The sequence below is a fragment of the Flavobacterium weaverense genome, from assembly GCF_003688495.1.
GTDB classification, from domain to species: domain Bacteria; phylum Bacteroidota; class Bacteroidia; order Flavobacteriales; family Flavobacteriaceae; genus Flavobacterium; species Flavobacterium weaverense.
This window is the reverse complement of sequence record NZ_REFH01000013.1, coordinates 38561-61272: the sequence shown is the minus strand read 5'-3', so window position 1 is coordinate 61272 and position 22712 is coordinate 38561. Positions and strand designations below refer to the sequence as shown.

Below are 22712 nucleotides of genomic sequence, written 5' to 3'. Positions count from 1 at the left end.
TTAAAATTTATTCCTTAAATTGAACGAAATTAGAATCCCAAATTTAGTTTTAAAATCAATTATTTTAATTTATGGTATTCTACTATAGCCATTTATATATTTCTGTGGAAGAATTAATTTTCTCAATTATACCTAATTCAGGTATAGGAAGCGCTTTATTTAAAATTGCTATTCCTATATTATTTATCACGTTAGTGTATCGCATTTATAAGATTAGAACTGGTTTAAAAAGTAATTTATTAGAAAAAACAAATAGAGCTTATACAAAAAAGAAGGAATATCAAATCTATCTTTTCTTTCTAGGTCTGATGTTGCTAATAATTGAAATTATTTTTGAATCCCTAAAATTAAGACCAGAGAGCCTACTTTTTCTCAACTCTATTATCGGTTTTACTCTAATATTAATTTATTACATCAGTACTAAATCAGCATTAGTTTTTAAACACATACAAAAAATTTTTACTGTATGTTTTCTACTTTATTTCGGATCTATTTCTAGAAACGTAGTTGTTCATACTTTTGACATCATTCCCATTGTCGCATTTCCAGTAACCTTTTTCTTCGCTTATTATGCTCTTAAATCCATACGACTATATTGGAGTTTTGTAGCATCTGTCTATGTTTTCTTGTGGCTTATTTATATTTTAAACCTAGTCGAATTAAGAGTAATTATTGTATTACTAATCAATGTTTTAGTTATTACGCTAATCAATTACATCCATTTTACATTATGGGTGAATCGAAACAATGAATCGAAATTCAATAACCAAATCATAAATAAAGGAAATTCGCTTATACTGGCAACAAATCAAAAAGGAGAAGTCGTCTTCTGCAGTGAAAATGTAACTTCAATTTTAGGATATACTGTCGAAGAAATTTTGGGTTACGGCTATTGGAAAATTTCGGGAGAAAATGACTTTGATGTCGATTATTATAATAAGAAATTTAAGGATGATCGAATATTCATTCGAAAAATAAAATGTAAAAACGGTCTTTATAAATATATTCAATGGGACGACAAGCGATTTTCAGAAGATTTGCTTGTTGGTATAGGTCAAGACGTAACAAAAGAAATCCAAATCCAAAATCAATATAAAGATTTAGTTCAAAATGCTATAGATCTCATTTATGAAGTAGATTGCGACGGTTACTTTACGTTTGTAAATGAATATACTTTGAAATCACTGGGTTATGTGGATGATGAAATCTTAAATAAAAACTATACTGATTTTATTAAAGAAGAATATATGGATCGAATTATGAATTTTTTCCAACAGCCATTAGATAATCAAGAATTTTTTCCAACAATTGAATTTCCGATTTTAAAAAAGGACGGTAGTTACTTGTGGATTTCCCAAAAAGTTATTGTTCGAAAAAATGATGTAGGCGAAATAGTCGGTTATTCTGGTATTGCTAGAGATATTTCAAAATACAAAGCAATTGATACAGCGCAAAAAATTCGTCACGAAAAAATAGAAAATTACAATGAATCAATAAAAAGAATATCATCGACTAATTATAGTATATACCACGATTTAGAGCTCAGTTTAAGACAAATCACTGAAACTGCAGCAAAAGTTACAAATTGTAGTAGAGTTGGATACTGGAGATACACCGGCAAAAGTATTATTTGTGAAAACTTATATACTCTATCAACGAACAGTTACACTAAAGGCGAAGAGTTGGCTAAAAAGAATTATCCAATCTATTTTGAAGCCATTAAGAAAAACTCTGTCATCAGTGCTAAAGATGTTTTTAATAATTATGAGTTTTCAGAATTTACTGATGATTATTTCAGCACTAATAATATAAAATCTCAACTAGATATTCCCATTTTCATCAATGGAAATTTAACGGGTGTTTTAGCTTTCGAAAATGCCGAAAACACAAGAGATTGGGACAATGAAGATATTATTTTTGCTAGGAGTATCGCAGATTTGATTTCGCTGACTGTTATCTCTCAGAGTCGTTATGAAGCAGAGAAAAAATTGCAATATAAAAGTGAATTGTTGTCCGCAATGACTTTATGTACTGAGAAGTTTCTAAACAGTAATGATATTCACGACATATTTTCTGATGTACTGATTATCATGGGAAAAGCGACAAATTCTCATCGTGCGTATTACTATGAAAACAATGGTGAAGAAAAAACTATAAGTCAGAAATACCGATGGATTAGTGAAAACGATACGTTAACAGAGAATAATACTGGTCTACAAAATATATCCTATAATTATTTTGAAGAACTTTTAACACCATTATTGAATAATAAGAGATTTGAAGTAATAATTTCAAAAATTGAGAACGAATCTCTGCGAAAAAAATTAGAAAATCTTGAAGTGGTTTCTATAATTCTTTTTCCAATTTTTATCAAAAATAAATTTCACGGCTTTTTAGGATTTGATAATACGCAAGAAGAAAAAATTTGGACCGAAGACGAAGTAAACATTCTACAAACATTAGCGCGTAATATTGCTTCGTCTATCGATAGAATTACAAATGAAACTGCAATTTACGAGAGTGAAGAAAAATTCAGACTGCTAGCAAATAATATTCCCGGAACCGTTTATCTTTCCAATTACGATGCTAACAATACTAAGATTTATATCAATGACAAAATCGAAAAACTAACAGGTTATCCAAAATCGGTTTTTCTAAATAATGAAATTTCATTTATTGATCTAATTTATCCAGAAGATAAGTTGCTTACAATTGAAGCTCAAAAAACTGCAATTGAAAATAGAACTCCAATACATTTAACGTATCGAATTGTTCATAAAGATAAAAGTATAATTTGGGTCGAAGAGTTTGGTGACACTATTTACAAAGACGGTAAAATCGCATTTCTAGAAGGTATTTTTATTGACATTACTGAAAGAAAAATCGCTGAAACCATTGTAAAAGAAAAAGAATTAGCAGAAGCTGCTAATAAATCTAAATCGGAATTTCTTGCTAACATGAGTCACGAGATTAGAACTCCGCTTAATGGAATTATTGGATTCACTGATTTGCTGATGAAAACTGATCTTGAAAAAATTCAAGAAAAGTATATGACTACGATAAATCAATCAGCACATTCGTTACTGGATATTATCAACGATATTTTGGACTTTTCGAAAATTGAAGCGGGAAAACTAGATTTATACATTGAGAAACATAATATCAGAGACCTTTTAACTCAAGTTATCGACTTAATACTATACGAATCCTCTCAGAAAAATTTAAATTTAAAGCTAAATATTTCTGATGATATCCCGAAATACTTTTGGATTGATAGCGTTCGATTAAAGCAAATTTTAATTAATCTTTTAGCAAATGCTGTTAAGTTTACTGAAATAGGTTGGATCAAATTAGAAGTATCCGTAATTGAACGCACTAGTGATACAACTGAAACCATTCGATTTGCCGTAATTGATACAGGAATGGGAATTGTTGAAGAGAATAAAAAGAAGATATTTAAAGCATTTTCACAGGAAGACAGTTCGACAACAAGAAAATTTGGAGGAACAGGATTAGGATTAACAATCTCGAACCAACTATTAGGTTTAATGAATAGTCAGTTAGAACTAACAAGTACAGTAGGAATGGGAAGTACATTTTATTTTGACATAGCGCTTGAAACTAGTAATAAAAATACAGATGATGATAGCACACAGAATGATACTGTAGAGATTATTGAAAAAGAGCTTTGTGATATCAGCGAATTAACTAAAGAAGTTAAAGTTTTAATTGTTGAAGATAATAAAGTAAACATGTTGTTGCTAAAGACCATTATAAAAAATCTACCAATAAAAACTACTATTAGCACTGCTGTTAATGGAGAAGAAGCGGTAATACAATTTGAAGAAGTAGTTCCAGATATAATATTTATGGACATACAAATGCCAGTAATGAATGGTTACGAAGCAACAAAAATCATCAGAGAAATGGTTTCCGGAAAAGAAGTTTCAATAATTGCCATAACTGCTGGAACAGAAAGAGAAGAGAAAGAAAAATGTTTACAAGCAGGAATGAATGACTACATTCCTAAACCAATAATCAAGGGAATCATCGAAGAAACTTTCGTGAAATGGGTAAAATAACGATTAAACAAAAACAAATTAATTCTATTAAATTGTGTAATTTTATAGGATTGCGAATAACTAAAATATAAAACAACAGCATATGAAATGGAGCGGCAGACGTAGTAGTGATAATTTTGAAGACCGAAGAGGAATGTCTTCTGGAGGAAAAACAATCGTAGGTGGTGGATTAATAGGAATTGTTATTTTACTACTCAACGTTTTTGGTGGTGAAAATGGTCAGATGGTCGGTAATATTTTAGAACAAACGCAAGGAAATCAAGGCGCACCAACAGAGCAAAGAGATTTAACTGCTAAGGAGAAAGAGGAAGGGAAATTTATAGAAGCAATATTAGTAGACACAGAAGACGTTTGGACAAAAATATTTCAAGAAAATAATCTAAATTATGAAAGACCTAATTTAGTACTATTTACAAGAAATGTAGAAACGGCATGTGGAAACGCAACTTCTGATTCAGGTCCGTTTTATTGTCCTGGCGATCAAAAAGTCTATATGGATTTGGCTTTTTTTGATGAGTTAGAAACTAAATTTGGTGCAAAAGGAGGCGATTTTGCAACAGCTTACGTAATTGCTCACGAAATAGGACATCACGTTCAAACATTACTGGGAACTTCCTCTAAAATGAGAAAGATGCAAGAAGGAAAAAGTCAAGCTGAAGCAAATAAATTATCAGTAGCGTTAGAACTTCAAGCAGATTTCTATGCAGGTGTATGGACATATCACAACCAACAAATGAAAAACTTCTTAGAAGAAGGAGATATTGACGAAGCGCTTAGTGCAGCACACGCTGTGGGTGACGATGCTATTCAATCAAAAATACAAGGACGCATTGTTCCAGAATCTTTTACTCATGGAACTTCAGCTCAACGTAAAGCTTGGTTCATGAAAGGCTACAAGACAGGCGATATTACGCAAGGAGACACATTTGCAGAAATCAGATAATTAGTTTTCATATTTTTAAAAAAAATCAGGCTATCATGCCTGATTTTTTTTTGCGAATTTTTTTTACATAAAGTTTAAAGCTTTGAAAAGTGTCGAAATTCGTGATTGTAAAAATTAGAATGCTGTAGCCTAAACGAGCAAAATTGTGCTTTACGCAAACAAAAAACACCAATAAAAAACACATCAAAAAATTAGCAGTATCTTTGCAGCAAATTAAGGAAGTAAAAGAAATAATTATCTTACTTCATAAACACCATTTATGTCATTTAGCTCATTAGGATTATCTGATGCTTTATTAAAAGCCATCAGCAAAAAAGGATACACAACACCTTCTCCAATACAACAAAAAGCAATTCCACCCATTTTAGAAGGAAAAGATGTTTTAGCATCAGCGCAAACAGGAACAGGTAAAACAGCAGGTTTTACATTACCTATATTACAATTATTATCACAAGGACAACAATTGCGAAACAGACCAATTCGCGCGTTGATATTAACACCAACAAGAGAATTAGCGGCTCAGATATTAGCCAATATAAAAGAATACAGTATATTCTTAGATATGAAAAGTACTGTGATTTTTGGTGGTGTTAACCAAAATCCACAAGTTACACAACTGCGTCAAGGAGTTGATATTTTAGTAGCGACACCGGGAAGATTAATTGATTTACAAAATCAAGGTTTGATATCACTTGCAAAAGTAGAAATTTTAGTATTAGATGAAGCAGATCGTATGCTAGACATGGGATTTCTTAGAGATATCGAACGTATCTTAAAAGTGTTACCTGCTAAAAGACAAAACTTGTTATTCTCAGCTACATTTTCTAGAGATATTAAGAAACTTGCAATGGGAATTTTAAACAATCCTGTACAAGTTGAAGCTACTCCAGAAAACACTACAGTTGACGCTATCATACAAAAAATATATCCTGTCGCAAAAGAGAAAAAAACAGAGTTAGTTATTAAACTTATTACAGAAGGAAACTGGAAACAGATTCTTGTTTTTACACGTACTAAACAAGGAGCAAACAAATTATGTGAAAGCATGATTGCTGCTGGTATTAAAGCTGCTGCGATTCACGGAAATAAAGGCCAAGGTGCAAGAACTAAAGCTTTAGCAGGTTTTAAAGATGGGAGTTTAACGGCATTAGTAGCAACAGATATTGCCGCACGAGGTTTAGACATCCCTTTATTACCACACGTTGTGAATTTTGAATTGCCAAATATTCCAGAAGATTATGTTCACCGTATCGGTAGAACAGGAAGAGCTGGAGCTAGCGGAGAAGCAGTTTCTCTTTTTAGTCCAGACGAAACAGTATTTTTAAGAGACATTGAAAAGTTAGTAGGGTTGAGATTGCCAGTAGAACAAATTGCAGGTTTTAAGCCAGATCCTAATGCCTCAAAAGAACCAATCAAGCAAGGTCAAGGAAGACAGCAACGCAATTCAACTCCTAGAACTCCGAAGTCTACAAACACTCCAAAGACAGAGAATACTGCTAGAAGTAATAATAGTTTTGGTCCAAGAAGACCTAATGCTAATAACGAAAGAAGATTTAGTAAATAGATAATTAAAAGTTCAAGCTCGTAATTGAAGCCCACGGTTTAAACCGTGGGCTTTTTGTTTTGATTATTGCTTGCTGCTTCATAGAGCCTCTTAATTTAAATAGGCAGCACTCCGCCTTTGACTGATATATTATAGCAACTCAATGTCGGTTTAAAAGTAACTATTGCTAGCTAAACTTCGACAACTTTGCGCTGCATTAGTTGAAACCCGATAGCGCAGAACTATCATTCTTGCCCATACTCTTACTCTATCTAAAACCCCAATGGCAAAGCTCCAGCTTTTTATGAGCCAAATTACAGTACCTATGCACGATTGTCATTAGAATAGTTATGCAAGAATATTTTTGAATACTAAATTCAATTCAACTAATCCAATTTGGATTGCCAATATGTGTTTGAATCCATTTGCCATTTTTCTTTTTATATATGACAATCACTGAACTGCCACCCAAACCTAAAAGATCGCCTTTATAAAAAGTAAAAATCAGACATTCTCTATTTTGATAATATATAGGCTCCGAAAATGAGTATAATTTATAATGAGCTATGCTATCAACATTTTGTACAATTGGTACTATTTTGCTAGACATGTACTTTTCCATAAAAGCTGTTGAGCCAGGTTGTAATTCTTCAAAAATTACATTTTTATAATTAAAATTTTCAGCAACCCAACAACATTCACCTGCTCTATCAGTAGCATTTTCTATTTCTGCTATAGAATTTTTACTGTATTTTTTTCTCGCTATTTCCCACTCTGACTCTTTATAGAATGTTTTATCTTCACTGTAATTCAAAGTTATTGAATCTCTAACATAAATATCATTTAGCCTAAGAATCTTTAAGGTCACATTTGTATTGGTTTTTTTACTTAAAATCATGATCTTTTTAGATCGATCTCTAATCTGTGAGTCTAAATAATCATTTATGACTGCATATTTCTCTATTAATGTATCATTATTCTTAGGTATTGGATTAATAGCAGCTACTATAACTTTGTCAGATCTAGTTGCACATCCTGCCATAAGAATTACAACAATGAATATAATGTTTATATTTTTCATCTGGTTTATGTTTACGTATTATATTTTTATAATGAATTCCAATAATTATTGTCAAATTTGACGAAAATGAAATTGTTGGCATTCCAATTTAATTAAAAGGTTTTCCAACCGCCCATTGTCCTTGGTAGTAAACCCCGTTACTTTCAGCGGTAATTCTATTAATTATTCTTGTGTTGTCTACGCTCCCTGGAGGGAATTTATTTTTAAATACTTCTATATTTTGCAAACTATTCCAGGCCATATCTAAAAAAACTTGTTTATCTGCCAGAGAACTTGGAATTACAGTTTCATTCCGTTGATATTCTTCTAAAGCAGATGCAATTGCATCAACATATTTATTTACCATATCCTCGTGCTGTGAATAACTAGCATTTCCGATAGGACTTGCTTTGTTTACATATATTTTAAATAATTCCGTAAAGTCTTTAAAAGGAGCATTAGTAGGATATGAATTGTTATCATTGATGACAGTAGTGTTATTATCAACGACACTTAACATATAAGCCTGTATCATTTCGTGCACCAAAGCTGCGGCTTTATACAATTTTGTAACGCTCGTATAAATATTTTGCGTAAATGTTACCGAATAGTGGTAATTTGAAATCTTTTTTCTCTCTGCATAATTACCTGGTTTTTCCATATTCCCCATTTTCATCTTTACATAATTAGTGTTATTTAATCCCATTTTTTTTAGAACATTTGAGACATCAATATTTGAGGTATCTTTGAGTAAAGCCAAAATTTTTTGTAAGCATGTTTCTAATTGGGAATCATCTATATTTTCTTCAGCATCTTGATCATTTGATGTGCCATCTACACCGCCACATCCATCCCCTGGGGGTGCTTGTGCTGATTGACCAGAACCAGAACATACATACCATGTATAGATAAGCTTTCTTTCACCATTATTCATTAGTTAAGAAATAACCCCACAATTCACAATCAAAATCACTAATTTTTGATGTTTTTGAAATATTTTTAAAGGCTGATTTTTCTTTATTTTGAATTAATTTATTATTTATGTTATATAAACGATAGCTATCTCTATCATAGTTCTTACTATTTGAAGCAATAAATACCTTTAAATTATAATCTAAAGTATTGTTTAACTTATTTTTGGTTACAAGAAAAAATTAATATAAATATTTTGATGAATTTGGATTTTTTAATCTCTTAATTAAAATGGGCTTGTTTGATAAAATAGGAATAGATAATGTGTAATTTTCAAAACGACAACTTTCCCAATCTCATTCATTCTAAAAATAAATATTATTTTTTAACTTAATTGGATTGCTATTAAATTGTTCTCTAACCTGATTGATATTGATTAAATCCGATTTGCCTTAAGTAAATAAATCTTCATTTGAACAGGAATTTAAGAAAAACAAAGCGCTGATATTCATAAGGATGATAGCAAAAAAAATGTTTTTTTCATAATTATTTGGTTAAAGTTATTAGGATTCTATCGTAAGAAGTTAATCAAATATATAGATTAAAAATTTATAAAATAATACTTACTTTAGTAGATATTTCTAATGTTTTTTTTATTATTGGAGTTAATGACGTAATATGTCTCTTACAGGGGAAATTGTTTTACGCAATTTAATTTTATAAGATAAAGGTCATGTAATTTTATGTTGGAGATTACCCGATCTCGCTAATATTCCACAATCGTTCGCGCAGTTTTTCAAACTGTGCCTACAAAATTGAACAAACAATGTAAATAGCACAAAAAAGTCCAGTCGAGTTACATAACCAAAATCCCGTGAATAAATAAATAAATTAGAACCTTAACGAATAGTGCGGTTTTGGAAACTGTGCCCATTGCAACCAGAAATACAAATGTCGTTATTGCTCCTAAAAGATGAAAAAAAAATCTTGTAGTTATACTAAATGTTAAAAAAACATCTAAAAGGTTTTAAAAAATTATGGAATAATACCGTTACACACGAACTACCCCAACCAACCATCACGATCTAAACTTCTGTATTGAATCGCTTCTGCTATATGACTTGAGATTACGGTTGGCGCGGCATCGAGGTCAGCAATCGTTCTTGCTACCTTTAAAATTCTATCGTAAGCTCTTGCGGAGAGATTGAGTCGTTCCATTGCTGTTTTCAATAATTGTTTTGACACATCGTCGAGCGCGCAATATTCCCTAATGTGCTTTGTATTCATTTGAGCGTTATAATGAATATGATCCATTTGTTCAAAGCGGGCCGTTTGGATTTCTCTTGCAGCAGTCACTCGCTCTCGAATAGAAACACTACTTTCTGCTTTTTGATCGTCTGATAATTTTTCAAAAGGAACTGGCGTTACTTCGATATGAATATCTATTCTATCTAATAATGGTCCAGATATTTTACTCAAATACCGTTGCATTTCATGAGGTGATGAAGTTTGCGGAGAATCAGGATCATTAAAAAAACCACTTGGACTTGGATTCATACTCGCAACCAACATGAAAGAAGAAGGATAAGTTACTGTAAATTTAGCTCGTGAGATCGTTACTTCTCGATCTTCTAATGGTTGTCGCATTACTTCCAGAACATCCCTTTTAAATTCAGGTAGTTCATCTAAAAATAAAACGCCGTTATGAGCCATCGAAATTTCTCCGGGTTGAGGATAGCTACCTCCTCCAACTAATGCTACATTTGAAATCGTGTGATGTGGACTTCTAAAAGGTCGTTGATTCATCAATCCTACTTCTTTTAACTTGCCCGCAACACTATGTATTTTTGTTGTTTCTAAAGCCTCTCGTAAAGTCATCGGTGGTAAAATACTTGGCAATCGTTTAGCCAACATTGTTTTTCCAGCTCCGGGTGGACCAATCAAAATAATGTTATGGCCTCCTGCTGCCGCAATTTCCATACATCGTTTAATACTTTCCTGTCCTTTCACATCCGAGAAATCAAATTCAGGAAAATCTAAAGTCTTGTAAAACTCCGCGCGCGTATCTATTGTTGTGGGTTCAATATTTCCTTTTCCTTCTAAAAAGTTAATTACCTCTTGCACATTTTCTATACCGTAAACATCAAGACCAGCGACTATAGCTGCTTCTTTTACATTTTGCTTGGGAAGAAAAAAACCTTTAAAACCCTCTTCTTTGGCTTTTATAGCAATTGGTAAAGCGCCACGTATAGGCTGTAAACTTCCATCAAGTGAAAGTTCGCCCATAATTATATATTTGTCAACTTCATCGGCTTTAATTTGTCCAGATGCAACTAGAATTCCAATTGTTAAGGTTAAGTCGTAGGCAGATCCTTCTTTTCGTAAATCGGCAGGAGCCATATTTATGGTAATTTTTTTTCCAGGCATGGCGTAGCCATTATTTTTAAGCGCAGCCGCAATTCGGTAACTACTTTCTTTAATTGCATTATCTGGCAAGCCAACTAAATGATAACCAATTCCTTTGTCGATATTTACCTCTACTGTGATTGTCGTAGCTTCTACTCCAAAAACTGCACTTCCAAAAACTTTTATTAACATCTTTATTTATTTGTAGCTAAAATTAGATAAAAAAAATCTACTAATTAAGACTAATTGGTCAAAATTTAAAAAATCTAAATCATTGGAAAACAAATGAATAAATTTGGGACGATAAAAAATCAATTTTCAAGCATTTTCATAAAAAACACAGCCTAATCGCTATAAAAAATACATTATGTAAATTTTTAAACAAATATTTAAAACAATTCTAAAATAAAATTGCTTAAACATTAACATTTTAATACTTTTAGAACTTAATTACAAGACCATATTATGAAAAAAAACCTACTCCTACTGATTTTCAGTTTTTTAGCCGTACAACTCTACGCGCAGGAATACTTTCCCAATAATGAAAGTGTACCAAATAAAACAATGAATTTTACCGCTTTTACAAATGCTAAAATTTATGTTACTCCAACACAAATTATTGAAAAAGGTACTTTGCTAGTACAAAACGGTAAAGTGATTGCAACTGGAACTAATGTAACTATTCCAAAAAATAGTACTACAATAGATCTTGCTGGAAAATCGATATATCCATCATTTATCGATATGTACACCTCTTTCGGAATTGAAAAACCAAAAAGAAATACAGATAGAACTCCACTTTATGACACTAAAAGAATTGGATATTACTGGAATGAAAGTATTCGCTCAGAAGTTAACGCCTACGAAAGCTTTTCTTATGATCAAGCGAAAGCTGAGGAATTGTTAAAAGCAGGTTTTGGAGTTGTAGGAACGCACGTAGTTGACGGAATTGCGCGCGGCTCTGGAACTTTAATTGCATTGAACAACTTTGATAAAAGCAGTCAACTTATTGCTGATAAAGTGACAAATCATTTTGGCTTTACTAAAAGTGTTACCACAAATCAGGCTTATCCAAGTTCACTAATGGGAATGATGGCATTGTTGCGCCAGATGTACCATGATTTAGACTGGTATAAAAAAGGTAATGCAGCAAATAAAGATTTATCACTAGAAGCACTAACGAACAATGAAAAACTAGTTCAAATTTTTGCATCAGAAGACAAACTCAATAGTTTGAGAGCTGCAAAAATTGCAAAGGAATTTGGTTTAAATTATGTTCTAAAAGGAAATGGAAATGAATTTGAAAGAATTCAAGAAATAAAAAAAACAAACTCTAAATTCATAATTCCGATTGATTTTCCAGCTGCTTATGATGTTGCTGACCCAAATCAAGCAGACCAAATGGAACTAAAAGACTTGCGCTTCTGGAACCAAGCGCCGACCAACTTAAAAGTATTATCAGAAAACGGAATCGTATTCGCATTGACGACTGATAAACTAAAGAAAATGGAAGATTTTAGACCAAATCTTTTAAGAGCAATAAAATATGGCTTTGACAAAACAAAAGCACTTGAGGCATTAACTACTATTCCTGCTGCACTTTTGGGGAAAAGCAATGAAATAGGAACTTTAAAAACTGGTAGCTTAGCTAATTTTGTAATTACTTCTGGCGAAATATTCGACGAAAAAACTACACTATATGAAAACTGGGTGCAAGGAAACAAATATGTTGTAGCCGATATGACTGCAAAGGATATTCGTGGAAGTTATGATCTAACAATCAACAACGAAAAGTTTAAATGGAAAATTGACGGTGAAGTTTCTGCACCAAAATCTGAAATCACAACAGCTGATTCTAAAAAATTAAAGTCAAAACTATCAATTGCTAACAATTGGATTTCAACAATAGTAAAACCTAATGATACTACTAAAACTAGTTTCACGAGACTTATTGGATACATTGAAAATACACAAGATCTTTCCGGTAAAGCAGTTTTATTTAATGGTAGCGAAGTTAAATGGTCAGCTGTAAAAACGGCAGCATTTACAAAAGCAGTTGATTCTACTAAAGCAGAAAAGAATAATAAAGTAATGCCAATTACGTTCCCGAACGTAGCTTATGGTAACGTGAAAAAGCCAGAAGCTGAAACTTTACTTTTCAAAAATGCTACGGTTTGGACCAATGAAAAAGAAGGAATTTTAGAAGAGACAGACGTTTTAATTAAAAATGGTAAAATTGCTTCAATAGGTAAAAATATTTCAGATGCTTCTGCAACAATAGTAGATGCAAAAGGAAAACATTTAACGAGTGGAATTATTGATGAGCATTCACATATTGCTATTTCGAACGGAGTTAATGAAGGCGGACATAATTCAAGCGCGGAAGTAACTATCCAAGATGTAGTTAATTCTGAAGACATTAATATCTATAGAGATTTAGCGGGTGGAGTTACGATTTCGCAATTATTACATGGTTCGGCAAATCCTATTGGAGGACGATCTGCAATTGTTAAATGGAAATGGGGTGCTTCTGCAGAAGAAATGCTATACAAAGATCAGCCTGGATTTATCAAGTTTGCTTTAGGTGAAAATGTAAAACAAGCTAACTGGGGAATTACTAATCCTACGCGTTTTCCACAAACAAGAATGGGAGTTGAACAAGTCTTTACTGATTATTTTCAACGCGCAAAGGAATATGATTTAGCTTGGAAAAAATACAATTCTAGCGGTAAAAAAGGAAAAGAAAAAGCACCGAGAGTTGATTTAGAATTACAAACATTAGCAGAAATCTTGAACAGTGAGCGTTTTATCTCTTGTCACTCTTACGTTCAATCTGAGATTTTAATGTTGATGAACGTTGCAGATAAATTTAACTTTAAGGTGAATACATTTACTCACATATTAGAAGGTTACAAAGTAGCTGATAAAATGAAACAGCATGGTGTAGGAGCTTCTACTTTCTCTGACTGGTGGGCTTACAAATTTGAAGTAAATGATGCAATACCTTTCAATGGACCTATTATGCACAATGCTGGAATTGTAGTTGCTTACAACTCTGATGATGCTGAAATGTCAAGAAGATTGAATCAAGAAGCTGCAAAAGCAGTAAAATACGGTAATGTAACTGAAGAAGAAGCTTGGAAATTCGTAACATTGAATCCAGCAAAATTACTGCATATTGATAATAAAGTAGGAAGTGTAAAAGTGGGTAAAGATGCTGATATAGTTTTATGGAACACAAATCCTTTATCAATTTACGCAAAAGCTGAAAAAACGATTATCGAGGGTGTTGTTTATTATGATAGCAAAAAAGATGAGGAAAATAGAGTAGCTATTGCAAAAGAAAGAAATGAATTAATTGGACAATTACTTCAAGAAAAGAATAAAGGAATGATCATGCAGCAGCCAAAGAAAACAGAGAAGGTTGAATATCACTGTGACACAATGGAGGAATAAATCAAATTAGAATTTTATAAAATGAAAAAACATATGGTGGTTGTAACTACTATAAATTTGATCGTTATTACATTCTATACTTCAAAAGAAGTGCTTTTAGATAATTAAAGCCATTTTAAAAAACAAACATGATGAATAAAAAAATATATCTTTTACTATTAGTCTTTGGTGCATCGATAGTGACCATTGCACAACAAATACCCGCTTCTAAACAATCTAAATCTGTGCTAATTCTTAATGCAACCGCGCATTTAGGAAACGGCCAAATTATAGAAAACAGCGCTATAGGATTTGTGGACGGAAAAATAAATTTAGTTGCCGACGCTCGCGTAATCCGTTTAGCGAAGGATGCTTATGATATAACAATTGAAGCCGGTGGAAAACATGTCTATCCAGGATTTATAGCTCCTAATTCTACTTTAGGTTTGGTGGAAATAGACGCTGTAAAATCATCTAACGACGAAGGCGAAATTGGAATGATGAAACCTCACGTACGTAGTATAATCGCTTACACTGCCGATTCTAAAGTAATTGAGACAGTAAGACCAAACGGAATTTTAATGGCGCAAATAACGCCTCGTGGGGGTAGAATTGCGGGAACTTCTTCAATCGTTCAATTAGATGCATGGCATTGGAATGATGCTATCATAAAAGAGAATGATGGTATTCATGTGAACTTTCCATCTACTTTTAGAAGAAGCGGTTCATGGTTTGAACCAGGAGGAATAGAAGCAAACAAAGAATACTCGAAGCAAATCTCAGAATTAGCTGCTTTTTTAACAAGCGCTAAAGCCTATTTAGGAGCTTCTTCAAAAGATAGAAATTTAGTTTTAGAATCTACTAAAGGTTTATTTGATGGTACTCAGACTTTATATATCAATGCCAATGAAGAAAAGCAAATTACAGACGCTGTTCAATTTGCAAAAGAGAATGATATTAAAAAGATGGTAATTGTAGGTGGCTACGAAGCACACAAAACGGCAGAATTATTACAAAAAAATAATGTTGGAGTTTTACTGCGACGTGTTCATGACATGCCTTTGAACGAAGATCATGATATTGATTTACCATACAAAGCGGCCAAATTATTAACTGATAAAGGCGTTTTAGTAGGTTTAGAAAATAGTGGTTCTCATGAGAGAATGAATACTAGAAACTTACCATTTTTAGCGGGTACTTGTGCTGCTTACGGCATGGAAAAAGAAGAAGCTTTAAAATTAATAACTTCAAATACTGCAAAAATCTTAGGAATTGATGCGCAATGTGGTACCTTAGAGCAAGGAAAAGACGCAACGCTTTTCATATCAGAAGGAGATGCGCTAGACATGCGTACAAATAAATTGACTAATGCTTTTATTCAAGGTAGAATGATCAGTTTAGAAACGCATCAAACAAAACTGAATGATAAGTACAAAGCGAAGTATAATCAAAAATAAAAATATCACATGGGACTATTTAATGCCATATTAGGGAACGCATCAGAGGTTAACACTCAAAATGTTGCTAGCGAATTTGAACCACTTCTTATAGATGGTGAAATAATTGAAAAGGCTTATAAGCTAATTAGAGATATGTTTATCTTTACAAATAAAAGATTAATTCTGGCTGAAAAGCAGTTGGTGGGCACTAAAGTAGAATACATGTCTATTCCCTACTCGAGCATTAAGAAATTTTCGAAAGAGAGTGCAGGAATTTTAGATATGGATGCAGAATTAAAAATTTGGCTGAATCATGACAATGCTCCAATTGTGAAACAATTCGGAAAAAGTGGTAATAACATTAACGAAGTATACCAGATTTTAAGTCAACATACTTTAAAGTAAAAAAAGAACTAAAATCCATAATAAAAAAAGCACCAACTGTAATTATTACAATTGGTGCTTTTTGATTAGAACAAACTCTAGTTTACTTTAAAACTGTAAATTCAATTTTTGAATCGTTGTATATTCTGTGTGTTTGTTTTTTGAAATCCTCTGGTTTAGCATAAAAAATATTCTCAACAAAAGTCTGTGGATTTAAATCTATCAATGGAAACCAAGTACTTTGAACTTGAATCTGGATTTTATGCCCTTTTTTGAAAGTGTGAAATACATCTTGTAATTTCACATTAACTTCAGTTTTTTCATTTGGAACAAATGCTTCCGGTTTTATAAAACTATTTCTAAAACGACCTCTCATCACTTCACTTCTCACCATCATGTGATAATTGCTCATTTTTAAATAGGGACTAACTTCTTTAGTTTCTGGTTCATCATTTGGAAAAACATCTATAACTTTCACAATCCAGTCGGCATCCGTTCCCGTAGTTGAAACTTGAAGCTTAGCCAAAATCGAACCTGCTAAAGTTGTATCATCTGTTAAAACATCAGTTTCAAAAACAATTACATCAGGACGTCTGGCAGCAAATCGTTGATCATCTGTCATGTATTTTCGTGGCGTCATTCCTTGTTGCTTAATGTCCTCTGAATACGGCACCGGTTTCTTTGGATCACTTATAAATTCTTCAAACGAAATATTTCGCTTTGCCATTGTAGTCAAATGATTTTCTTGCAAATAGAAATCTTGCTTCACACTATTTTTTGGAGGCCAAGCATCGTAGGTCTTCCATTCTTTCGAACCAGAGTCAAAAACATAAGCTTCAGGTAATTTATTTTCTCCCTTACCATTATTTTTCAAGAAATGACGAAAGAAATTAGCTTCTATATTTTTTTGATAAAAATTAGAAATACTATCACCAAAATTAATATTACCTATAACTTGTTTAGCTGAATTCCTTGCCCAATCACCATGACTCCATGGACCCATCACTAGCGTATTGTAATTCTTACTCGTTTTTTCAATTGTTGAATAAGTATTTAGTGGGCCGTATAGATCTTCGGCATCAAACCAACCTCCTACTGTCATTACAGCTGGCTTTATATTTTTTAAATGTTGAAGAATTCCACGTTTCTGCCAAAAATCATCATAACTAGAATGATCTTTTAGCTGCTGCCAAAATTCATTATCCTTTCCATAAAATTTATCCAAATTTGATAAGGGACCAGCATCTAAGAAGAATTGGTAGTCATCATTAGTTCCTATTTCTGGAAACTTGAACCAAGATTCAGTTGTACGCTTAGTTTTTTGAGGTCCAAATAAAGGCGTTACCTTCCAATAGCTCAATAAGTAAGCTCCATTATGATGAAAATCATCAAAAAAGAAATCTGAAATAGATGCTTGAGGCGAAACAGCTTTCAATGCTGGATGATTGCTCAATAAGGAGTAAGTCGCGTAAAACCCAGGATAAGAAATTCCCCAAGTCCCAACATTTCCATTATTATTTGCCACATTTTTAACGAGCCAATCAATAGTGTCATAAGTATCTGACGCTTCATCAATTTCGTTTTTACCTTTTTTATTTGGAATAAAGCCACGCATGTTATCATATAAGCCATCACTCATGTATCTTCCACGCACATCTTGATAGACGACAATGTAACCTTCTTTCATCATTGTTTCACTAGGTGATATTCCTTTTTTGAACTGTCCTTCTCCATAAGGACCAGAGTTGTAAGGCGTTCTTTGCATAATGATAGGAAACTTTTTGCTAACATCTTTCGGAGAGTAAATAGCAGTAAATAGTTCAACACCATCACGCATCTTAATGTGCACTTCTTTTTTAGTGTAATTATCCGCGACATAATTGCTTGTACTGTTTTGAGCAAAAACAATTACACCAAAAAACAATAGGCTAAGACTTAGTAGTTTTTTCATAAATTCTTTTTCAATTAATATAGAGTTTAAAGGTAAAAAATATCAGCGAAATTGAAAATTATAGCACCTTATTTCTTTAATAATGATGGATTTAGTTTTGGATCAATAAGATCAAATATTCTAATAAAATGATTTTAACTTTATTCAATAATAAAATACTAATTACATATTTATAAGTGTCAAAGGTTGGTAAGCACTTTACAATCTTTCTCTAATTCGGCCGTAACTAAAAGACTTGATAAAGAATCTTCCCCCACTAAATTAATGCATCACTTACTAGTCAAATTTGAAACAAAACTTTGCAGAAAAGTCAGAAAACAAACTAAAATCTGGGTTTTATAGCTCTTTTTCCTTCATTTTAGCTTATCTTTGTAAAATACTAAGTTATGTTTTGTTGTCTTCGAATGCTCATTTAGCATAAATAAGACACAAAACTAAGATTGCTTATTTCGGAATAGTCTCTGAAAAAAAACATCTTTCAATTTGCATTCACTGCATCTTTTGCCTTTGGAAAAATTCCATATTCAGGCTAATAAATAATCACTAATAAGTAGCATAAATCAATTTTCTCACGAGAAGATGATTGATCATTTGCATCTAATTAAAAAATAAAATACGCAATAAAATGGAATTCAAACAAATCAACGATACCACTGGAGAAGACATCATTTATACAAACCCAATAATCGCACTCTTTTTATATGCACATTTAGAGCAGTACGGAGATACAGTTGAGGATATAAAAAAATGTATAGACTATGTTATGAATCCTAGCAAGGGAGGAAATATCATTGTGGGAATCGACGATCAAAAGATTGTAGGTGTTGTAATCTTAAATAATACAGGAATGAAAGATTTTATACCTGAGAACATTTTAGTTTATATCGCAGTAGATAATACGCAACGTGGAAAAGGGTATGGAAAAAAATTAATGGAAAAGGCAATTTCTATTGCTGAGGGCAATATCGCACTACATGTGGAACCCGATAATCCAGCTAAAAAACTATACGAAAAATTAGGTTTTACTAATAAATACCTAGAAATGCGTCTCATCAAATAAATCCATATGGAAAATTTAAACGCACTTACAATTTTACGCAAAGAGTTACATCAACATCCTGAAGTTTCAGGAAACGAATTTACTACATCACAGCGTATATATTCATTCTTAGAAAATTATCCACCAGATGATATATTAACTGAAGTAGGAATTACGGGAATTGTAGCAACTTATAAGGGTAGAAATGCAGGAAAAACGGTGCTTTTTAGATGTGAACTAGATGCATTACCTATTGATGAGATAAATACATTTCAGCATAAATCTATCTTTAAGGGAGTTTCTCATAAATGCGGCCACGATGGTCATATGGCAATTTTATGTGGATTAGCACAAAAATTGCACATAGAGAGACCGGAGTTTGGCAATGTTGTTTTATTATTTCAACCTGCTGAAGAAGACGGTAGCGGTGCAAAAAAAGTATTAGAAGATAAACGTTTTCAAATTTTAAAACCTAATTATGTTTTTGCTCTTCATAATTTACCTGGTTATAAAATGCACGAAATCGTAGTTAAAGATCACTCTTTTTCCTGCGCAGTAAATAGTATTATCATTCAGTTGAAAGGAAAAACAGCACACGCAGGTGAACCTGAAAAAGGCGTTAATCCAGCCTTGGCCATCGCTGCTATTACCAATGCATTTAATGAACTGATTCAAAGTGATATTGATCTTGAAAATTACTGTTTGATTACGCCGATTTATAGCAAATTGGGTAAAAAAGCATATGGTGTTTCTGCAGGTGCAGGCGAAATACATTTTACGGTACGAAGTAATAGTAATTCACGTATGCAAGACGTAGAAAGTACTTTAGAGAAACTAGCCAAATCAATCGCTAAAAAATACCATTTAAAATGCAAAGTTAAATGGACTCAAAGTTTTAAGGCAAACACTAATAATAGAGAGGCTGTAGAACTAACTAGAGCCGCTGCACATTATAATTCATTTGATTTGATCGAAAAGGAACATCCTTTTACTTGGGGTGAAGATTTCGGTTTATTGACACAACATTATGCTGGAGCGATGTTCGGACTTGGATCTGGAGTTGATACTCCTGCCCTACACAATCCTGATTACGATTTTCCAGATGGAATTATACAAACTGGAGTGTCGATGTTTTATCAAATCAGCAAACAAATTACAGATGCATACTAATTCAATAATAGAGCTGAGCGAAACAGCTTATCAAAAAAATTTCGATTTTCTAAAGAAAACTTTTGGAAAGAAAGTCACTATTTCCTCTGTTGTCAAAGGAAATGCATACGGTCACGGTATTGCAGAATTTACGACTATGGCTTTTAATTGTGGAATCAATCACTTTTCTGTTTTTGATGTTCACGAAGCAAAAGCAGTAAAAGAGGCATTGCAGGACAAAGTTACTATAATGGTTATGGGTTTAGTCACTGATCAAGATATGCAGTGGGCTATTGAAAATAATGTCGAATTTTTCGTTTTTGACAAAAGCCGACTGAACCAAGCCATAAAGATTTCAAAGAAAATTAATAAAAAAGCGGTGATCCATATCGAAGTGGAAACGGGAATGAACCGGACTGGGTTTGATAAAAAAGATTTGAATTCGGTTATTTCGATCCTTAAAAAAGAGAAAGAACATCTATATCTAAAAGGACTTTGTGCGCACTACGCTGGAGCTGAAAGCGTTGCTAATTATTACAGAGTTAGTAATCAAATAAAGAAATTTGAAGAAATATATGAACTGTTTTGTAACAATGATTTGAAACCGGACATTAGACATTCTGCTTGTTCTGCTGCATCAATTATGTTCCCCGAAACAAGAATGGATTTAGTTCGAATAGGAATAATGCAATATGGAATGTGGCCAAGCCCAGAAGTATTTGTAACCTATTTGCATTCTAAAAAAAATAAAATCGATCCTTTACATCGTGTTATTAGTTGGAAAAGCAACATCATGAGTGTGAAAAATGTAAAAATGGGTGACTTCATTGGTTATGGAACAAGTTTCATGGCTAAGCGTAATATGAAAATTGCTGTAATACCTATTGGGTACTGCCACGGTTACAGTCGGTCTTTAAGTAATCAAGGCCGCGTGCTTATACACGGACAGCGATGTACCGTCGTAGGATCAGTGAATATGAATATGATGACTGTCGATGTTACTGATGTTGATGTAGCAAAAAAAGAAGATGAAGTAGTATTGATTGGTACTCAAAAAACACTAGCAGTTTCGGTTGCTTCATTTAGTGATTTCAGTAACCAACTCAACTACGAATTATTAACACGGATTTCAACAGCGATTCCAAGAAAAATTAAAGAATAATGGCCTTTATAAAATTATACAGAAAAAAATTGGAAGAGAATTATGCCTTCTTAGACAATATTTTCAAATCAAGAAATATTGAATGGGGCGTTGTTTCCAAACTTTTATGTGGAAATAAAATATATTTAAAAGAAATAATTGCGCTAGGCGTAAGAGAAATTCATGATTCAAGAGTCAGTAATTTAAGAAAAGTAAAAGCTTTAGACCCAGGAATACAAACGGTCTATATCAAACCTCCAGCTAAAAGAAGTATAGAAAGTATTGTTAGATACGCTGACATCAGTTTTAACACTGAAATTTATACGATCCAACTCCTTTCAGATGAAGCGGTGAAGCAAAACAAAGTGCACAAAGTGATCATCATGATTGAAATGGGTGATTTACGTGAAGGTGTTATGGGCGAAGAACTAATAGCTTTTTACGGCACAATATTAAAAATGCCGAATATCGAAATTTCAGGTATTGGAACAAATTTAAATTGTTTAAGTGGTGTTATGCCAACTCAGGACAAACTGATTCAACTTAGCCTTTATAAACAATTAATTGAAGCAAAATTTAATATAAGCATTCCCTATGTTTCGGGTGGAACTTCAGTAGCGATTCCGTTGATATTAAAAAATGCTCGTCCTATGGCTGTGAATCATTTTCGAATAGGAGAAGCACTATTTTTTGGAAAAGACTTATTTACTGGAGACACGATTGAAGGAATGCATAATGATGTATTTAAATTATATGCTGAAATAATCGAAATAACAGAGAAGCCAAAAACACCAACTGGTGAATTAGGAGAAAATGTAGCTGGTAATTCTTTTTCGATGAACGATGTAGATGATTTAGGAGTTACTTCGTTGAGAGCAATATTAGACATTGGTCTATTAGACATGCAACCGCAATATATTGAATCTGATGACGCTGATATATCAATTGTTGATGCTAGTTCTGACATGTTAGTTATTGACATCTCTGAATCAAAAAAGAAATATAAGATTGGTGATTTAGTCGCTTTTAAAATAAGATATATGGGAGCATTATATCTCTTAAACTCTGATTATATTGAGAAAACTATTGAGTAGTTTTTTAACTAAGACAGCTTGATTTTATTATTGTTTGTACTTTATGATTACCTACATCAATTAAAAAATTAATTGAGATTTTAAACGAATTAGTAAAATTAAAAAATTATCAATCCAAATCATTAAACTTGAAT

The 22712-nt window shown here is 32.5% G+C and carries 14 protein-coding genes; 10 read left to right on the top strand and 4 right to left on the bottom strand.

What is annotated here, in order from left to right:
- Nucleotides 1-71: 71 nt before the first annotated feature.
- The 3 genes from BC961_RS14045 (at nucleotide 72) to BC961_RS14035 (ending at nucleotide 6589) form a co-directional block, all read left to right on the top strand.
- On the top strand, nucleotides 72-4082 hold the full coding sequence (locus tag BC961_RS14045) for a PAS domain S-box protein (protein ID WP_121926497.1): 4011 nt from the start codon (nucleotides 72-74) through the stop codon (nucleotides 4080-4082).
- Nucleotides 4083-4164: 82 nt separating this feature from the next.
- On the top strand, nucleotides 4165-5025 hold the full coding sequence (gene ypfJ / locus BC961_RS14040) for a KPN_02809 family neutral zinc metallopeptidase (protein WP_121926496.1): 861 nt from the start codon (nucleotides 4165-4167) through the stop codon (nucleotides 5023-5025).
- 259 nt (nucleotides 5026-5284) lie between these two features.
- Nucleotides 5285-6589, top strand: coding sequence for a DEAD/DEAH box helicase (locus BC961_RS14035; RefSeq protein ID WP_121926495.1), 1305 nt, complete (start codon nucleotides 5285-5287; stop codon nucleotides 6587-6589).
- 361 nt (nucleotides 6590-6950) lie between these two features.
- On the opposite strand, the gene BC961_RS14030 is transcribed toward BC961_RS14035, so the two are convergent.
- The 3 genes from BC961_RS14030 to BC961_RS14020 all read right to left on the bottom strand — a co-directional run bounded on the left by BC961_RS14030 (nucleotide 6951) and on the right by BC961_RS14020 (nucleotide 11138).
- A complete protein-coding gene (locus BC961_RS14030; protein WP_121926494.1) occupies nucleotides 6951-7649 on the bottom strand; it encodes a hypothetical protein in 699 nt (232 codons plus the stop codon).
- Nucleotides 7650-7737: 88 nt separating this feature from the next.
- The gene (locus BC961_RS14025) at nucleotides 7738-8562 is read right to left on the bottom strand and encodes a hypothetical protein (RefSeq protein ID WP_121926493.1); all 825 of its coding nucleotides are present in this window, start codon (nucleotides 8560-8562) and stop codon (nucleotides 7738-7740) included.
- Nucleotides 8563-9602: 1040 nt separating this feature from the next.
- Nucleotides 9603-11138 (bottom strand): YifB family Mg chelatase-like AAA ATPase, encoded by a 1536-nt coding sequence (locus BC961_RS14020; protein WP_121926492.1) that lies wholly within the window; start codon nucleotides 11136-11138, stop codon nucleotides 9603-9605.
- 273 nt (nucleotides 11139-11411) lie between these two features.
- Here BC961_RS14020 and BC961_RS14015 point away from each other — a divergent pair, with 273 nt between their 5' ends.
- The 3 genes from BC961_RS14015 to BC961_RS14005 all read left to right on the top strand — a co-directional run bounded on the left by BC961_RS14015 (nucleotide 11412) and on the right by BC961_RS14005 (nucleotide 16225).
- On the top strand, nucleotides 11412-14402 hold the full coding sequence (locus BC961_RS14015; RefSeq protein ID WP_121926491.1) for an amidohydrolase family protein: 2991 nt from the start codon (nucleotides 11412-11414) through the stop codon (nucleotides 14400-14402).
- A gap of 128 nt (nucleotides 14403-14530) precedes the next feature.
- On the top strand, nucleotides 14531-15838 hold the full coding sequence (locus tag BC961_RS14010; RefSeq protein ID WP_121926490.1) for an amidohydrolase family protein: 1308 nt from the start codon (nucleotides 14531-14533) through the stop codon (nucleotides 15836-15838).
- A 9-nt stretch (nucleotides 15839-15847) separates the two neighbouring features.
- Nucleotides 15848-16225: a PH domain-containing protein gene (locus BC961_RS14005; protein ID WP_121926489.1), complete on the top strand. Its 378-nt coding sequence runs from the start codon at nucleotides 15848-15850 to the stop codon at nucleotides 16223-16225.
- An 82-nt stretch (nucleotides 16226-16307) separates the two neighbouring features.
- Here the strand turns inward: BC961_RS14005 and BC961_RS14000 are convergent, their stop codons facing one another.
- Nucleotides 16308-18155 (bottom strand): CocE/NonD family hydrolase, encoded by a 1848-nt coding sequence (locus tag BC961_RS14000; RefSeq protein ID WP_121926488.1) that lies wholly within the window; start codon nucleotides 18153-18155, stop codon nucleotides 16308-16310.
- A gap of 625 nt (nucleotides 18156-18780) precedes the next feature.
- Between BC961_RS14000 and BC961_RS13995 the strand changes: the two genes are divergently transcribed.
- The 4 genes from BC961_RS13995 to BC961_RS13980 are packed head-to-tail and all read left to right on the top strand — an operon-like array spanning nucleotide 18781 to nucleotide 22578.
- Complete coding sequence (locus BC961_RS13995) at nucleotides 18781-19215, top strand: GNAT family N-acetyltransferase (RefSeq protein WP_121926487.1); 435 nt, start codon at nucleotides 18781-18783, stop codon at nucleotides 19213-19215.
- A gap of 6 nt (nucleotides 19216-19221) precedes the next feature.
- Nucleotides 19222-20364, top strand: a complete 1143-nt coding sequence (locus BC961_RS13990) for an amidohydrolase (protein ID WP_121926486.1) — start codon at nucleotides 19222-19224, stop codon at nucleotides 20362-20364.
- A complete protein-coding gene (alr, locus tag BC961_RS13985) occupies nucleotides 20354-21505 on the top strand; it encodes an alanine racemase (protein ID WP_121926485.1) in 1152 nt (383 codons plus the stop codon). The genes BC961_RS13990 and alr overlap by 11 nt, the downstream gene beginning before the upstream one ends.
- Entirely contained in the window at nucleotides 21505-22578 is a 1074-nt protein-coding gene (locus BC961_RS13980; protein WP_121926484.1) for an alanine racemase, read from the top strand. Before alr ends, BC961_RS13980 begins: the two co-directional genes overlap by 1 nt.
- Nucleotides 22579-22712 lie beyond the last annotated feature (134 nt).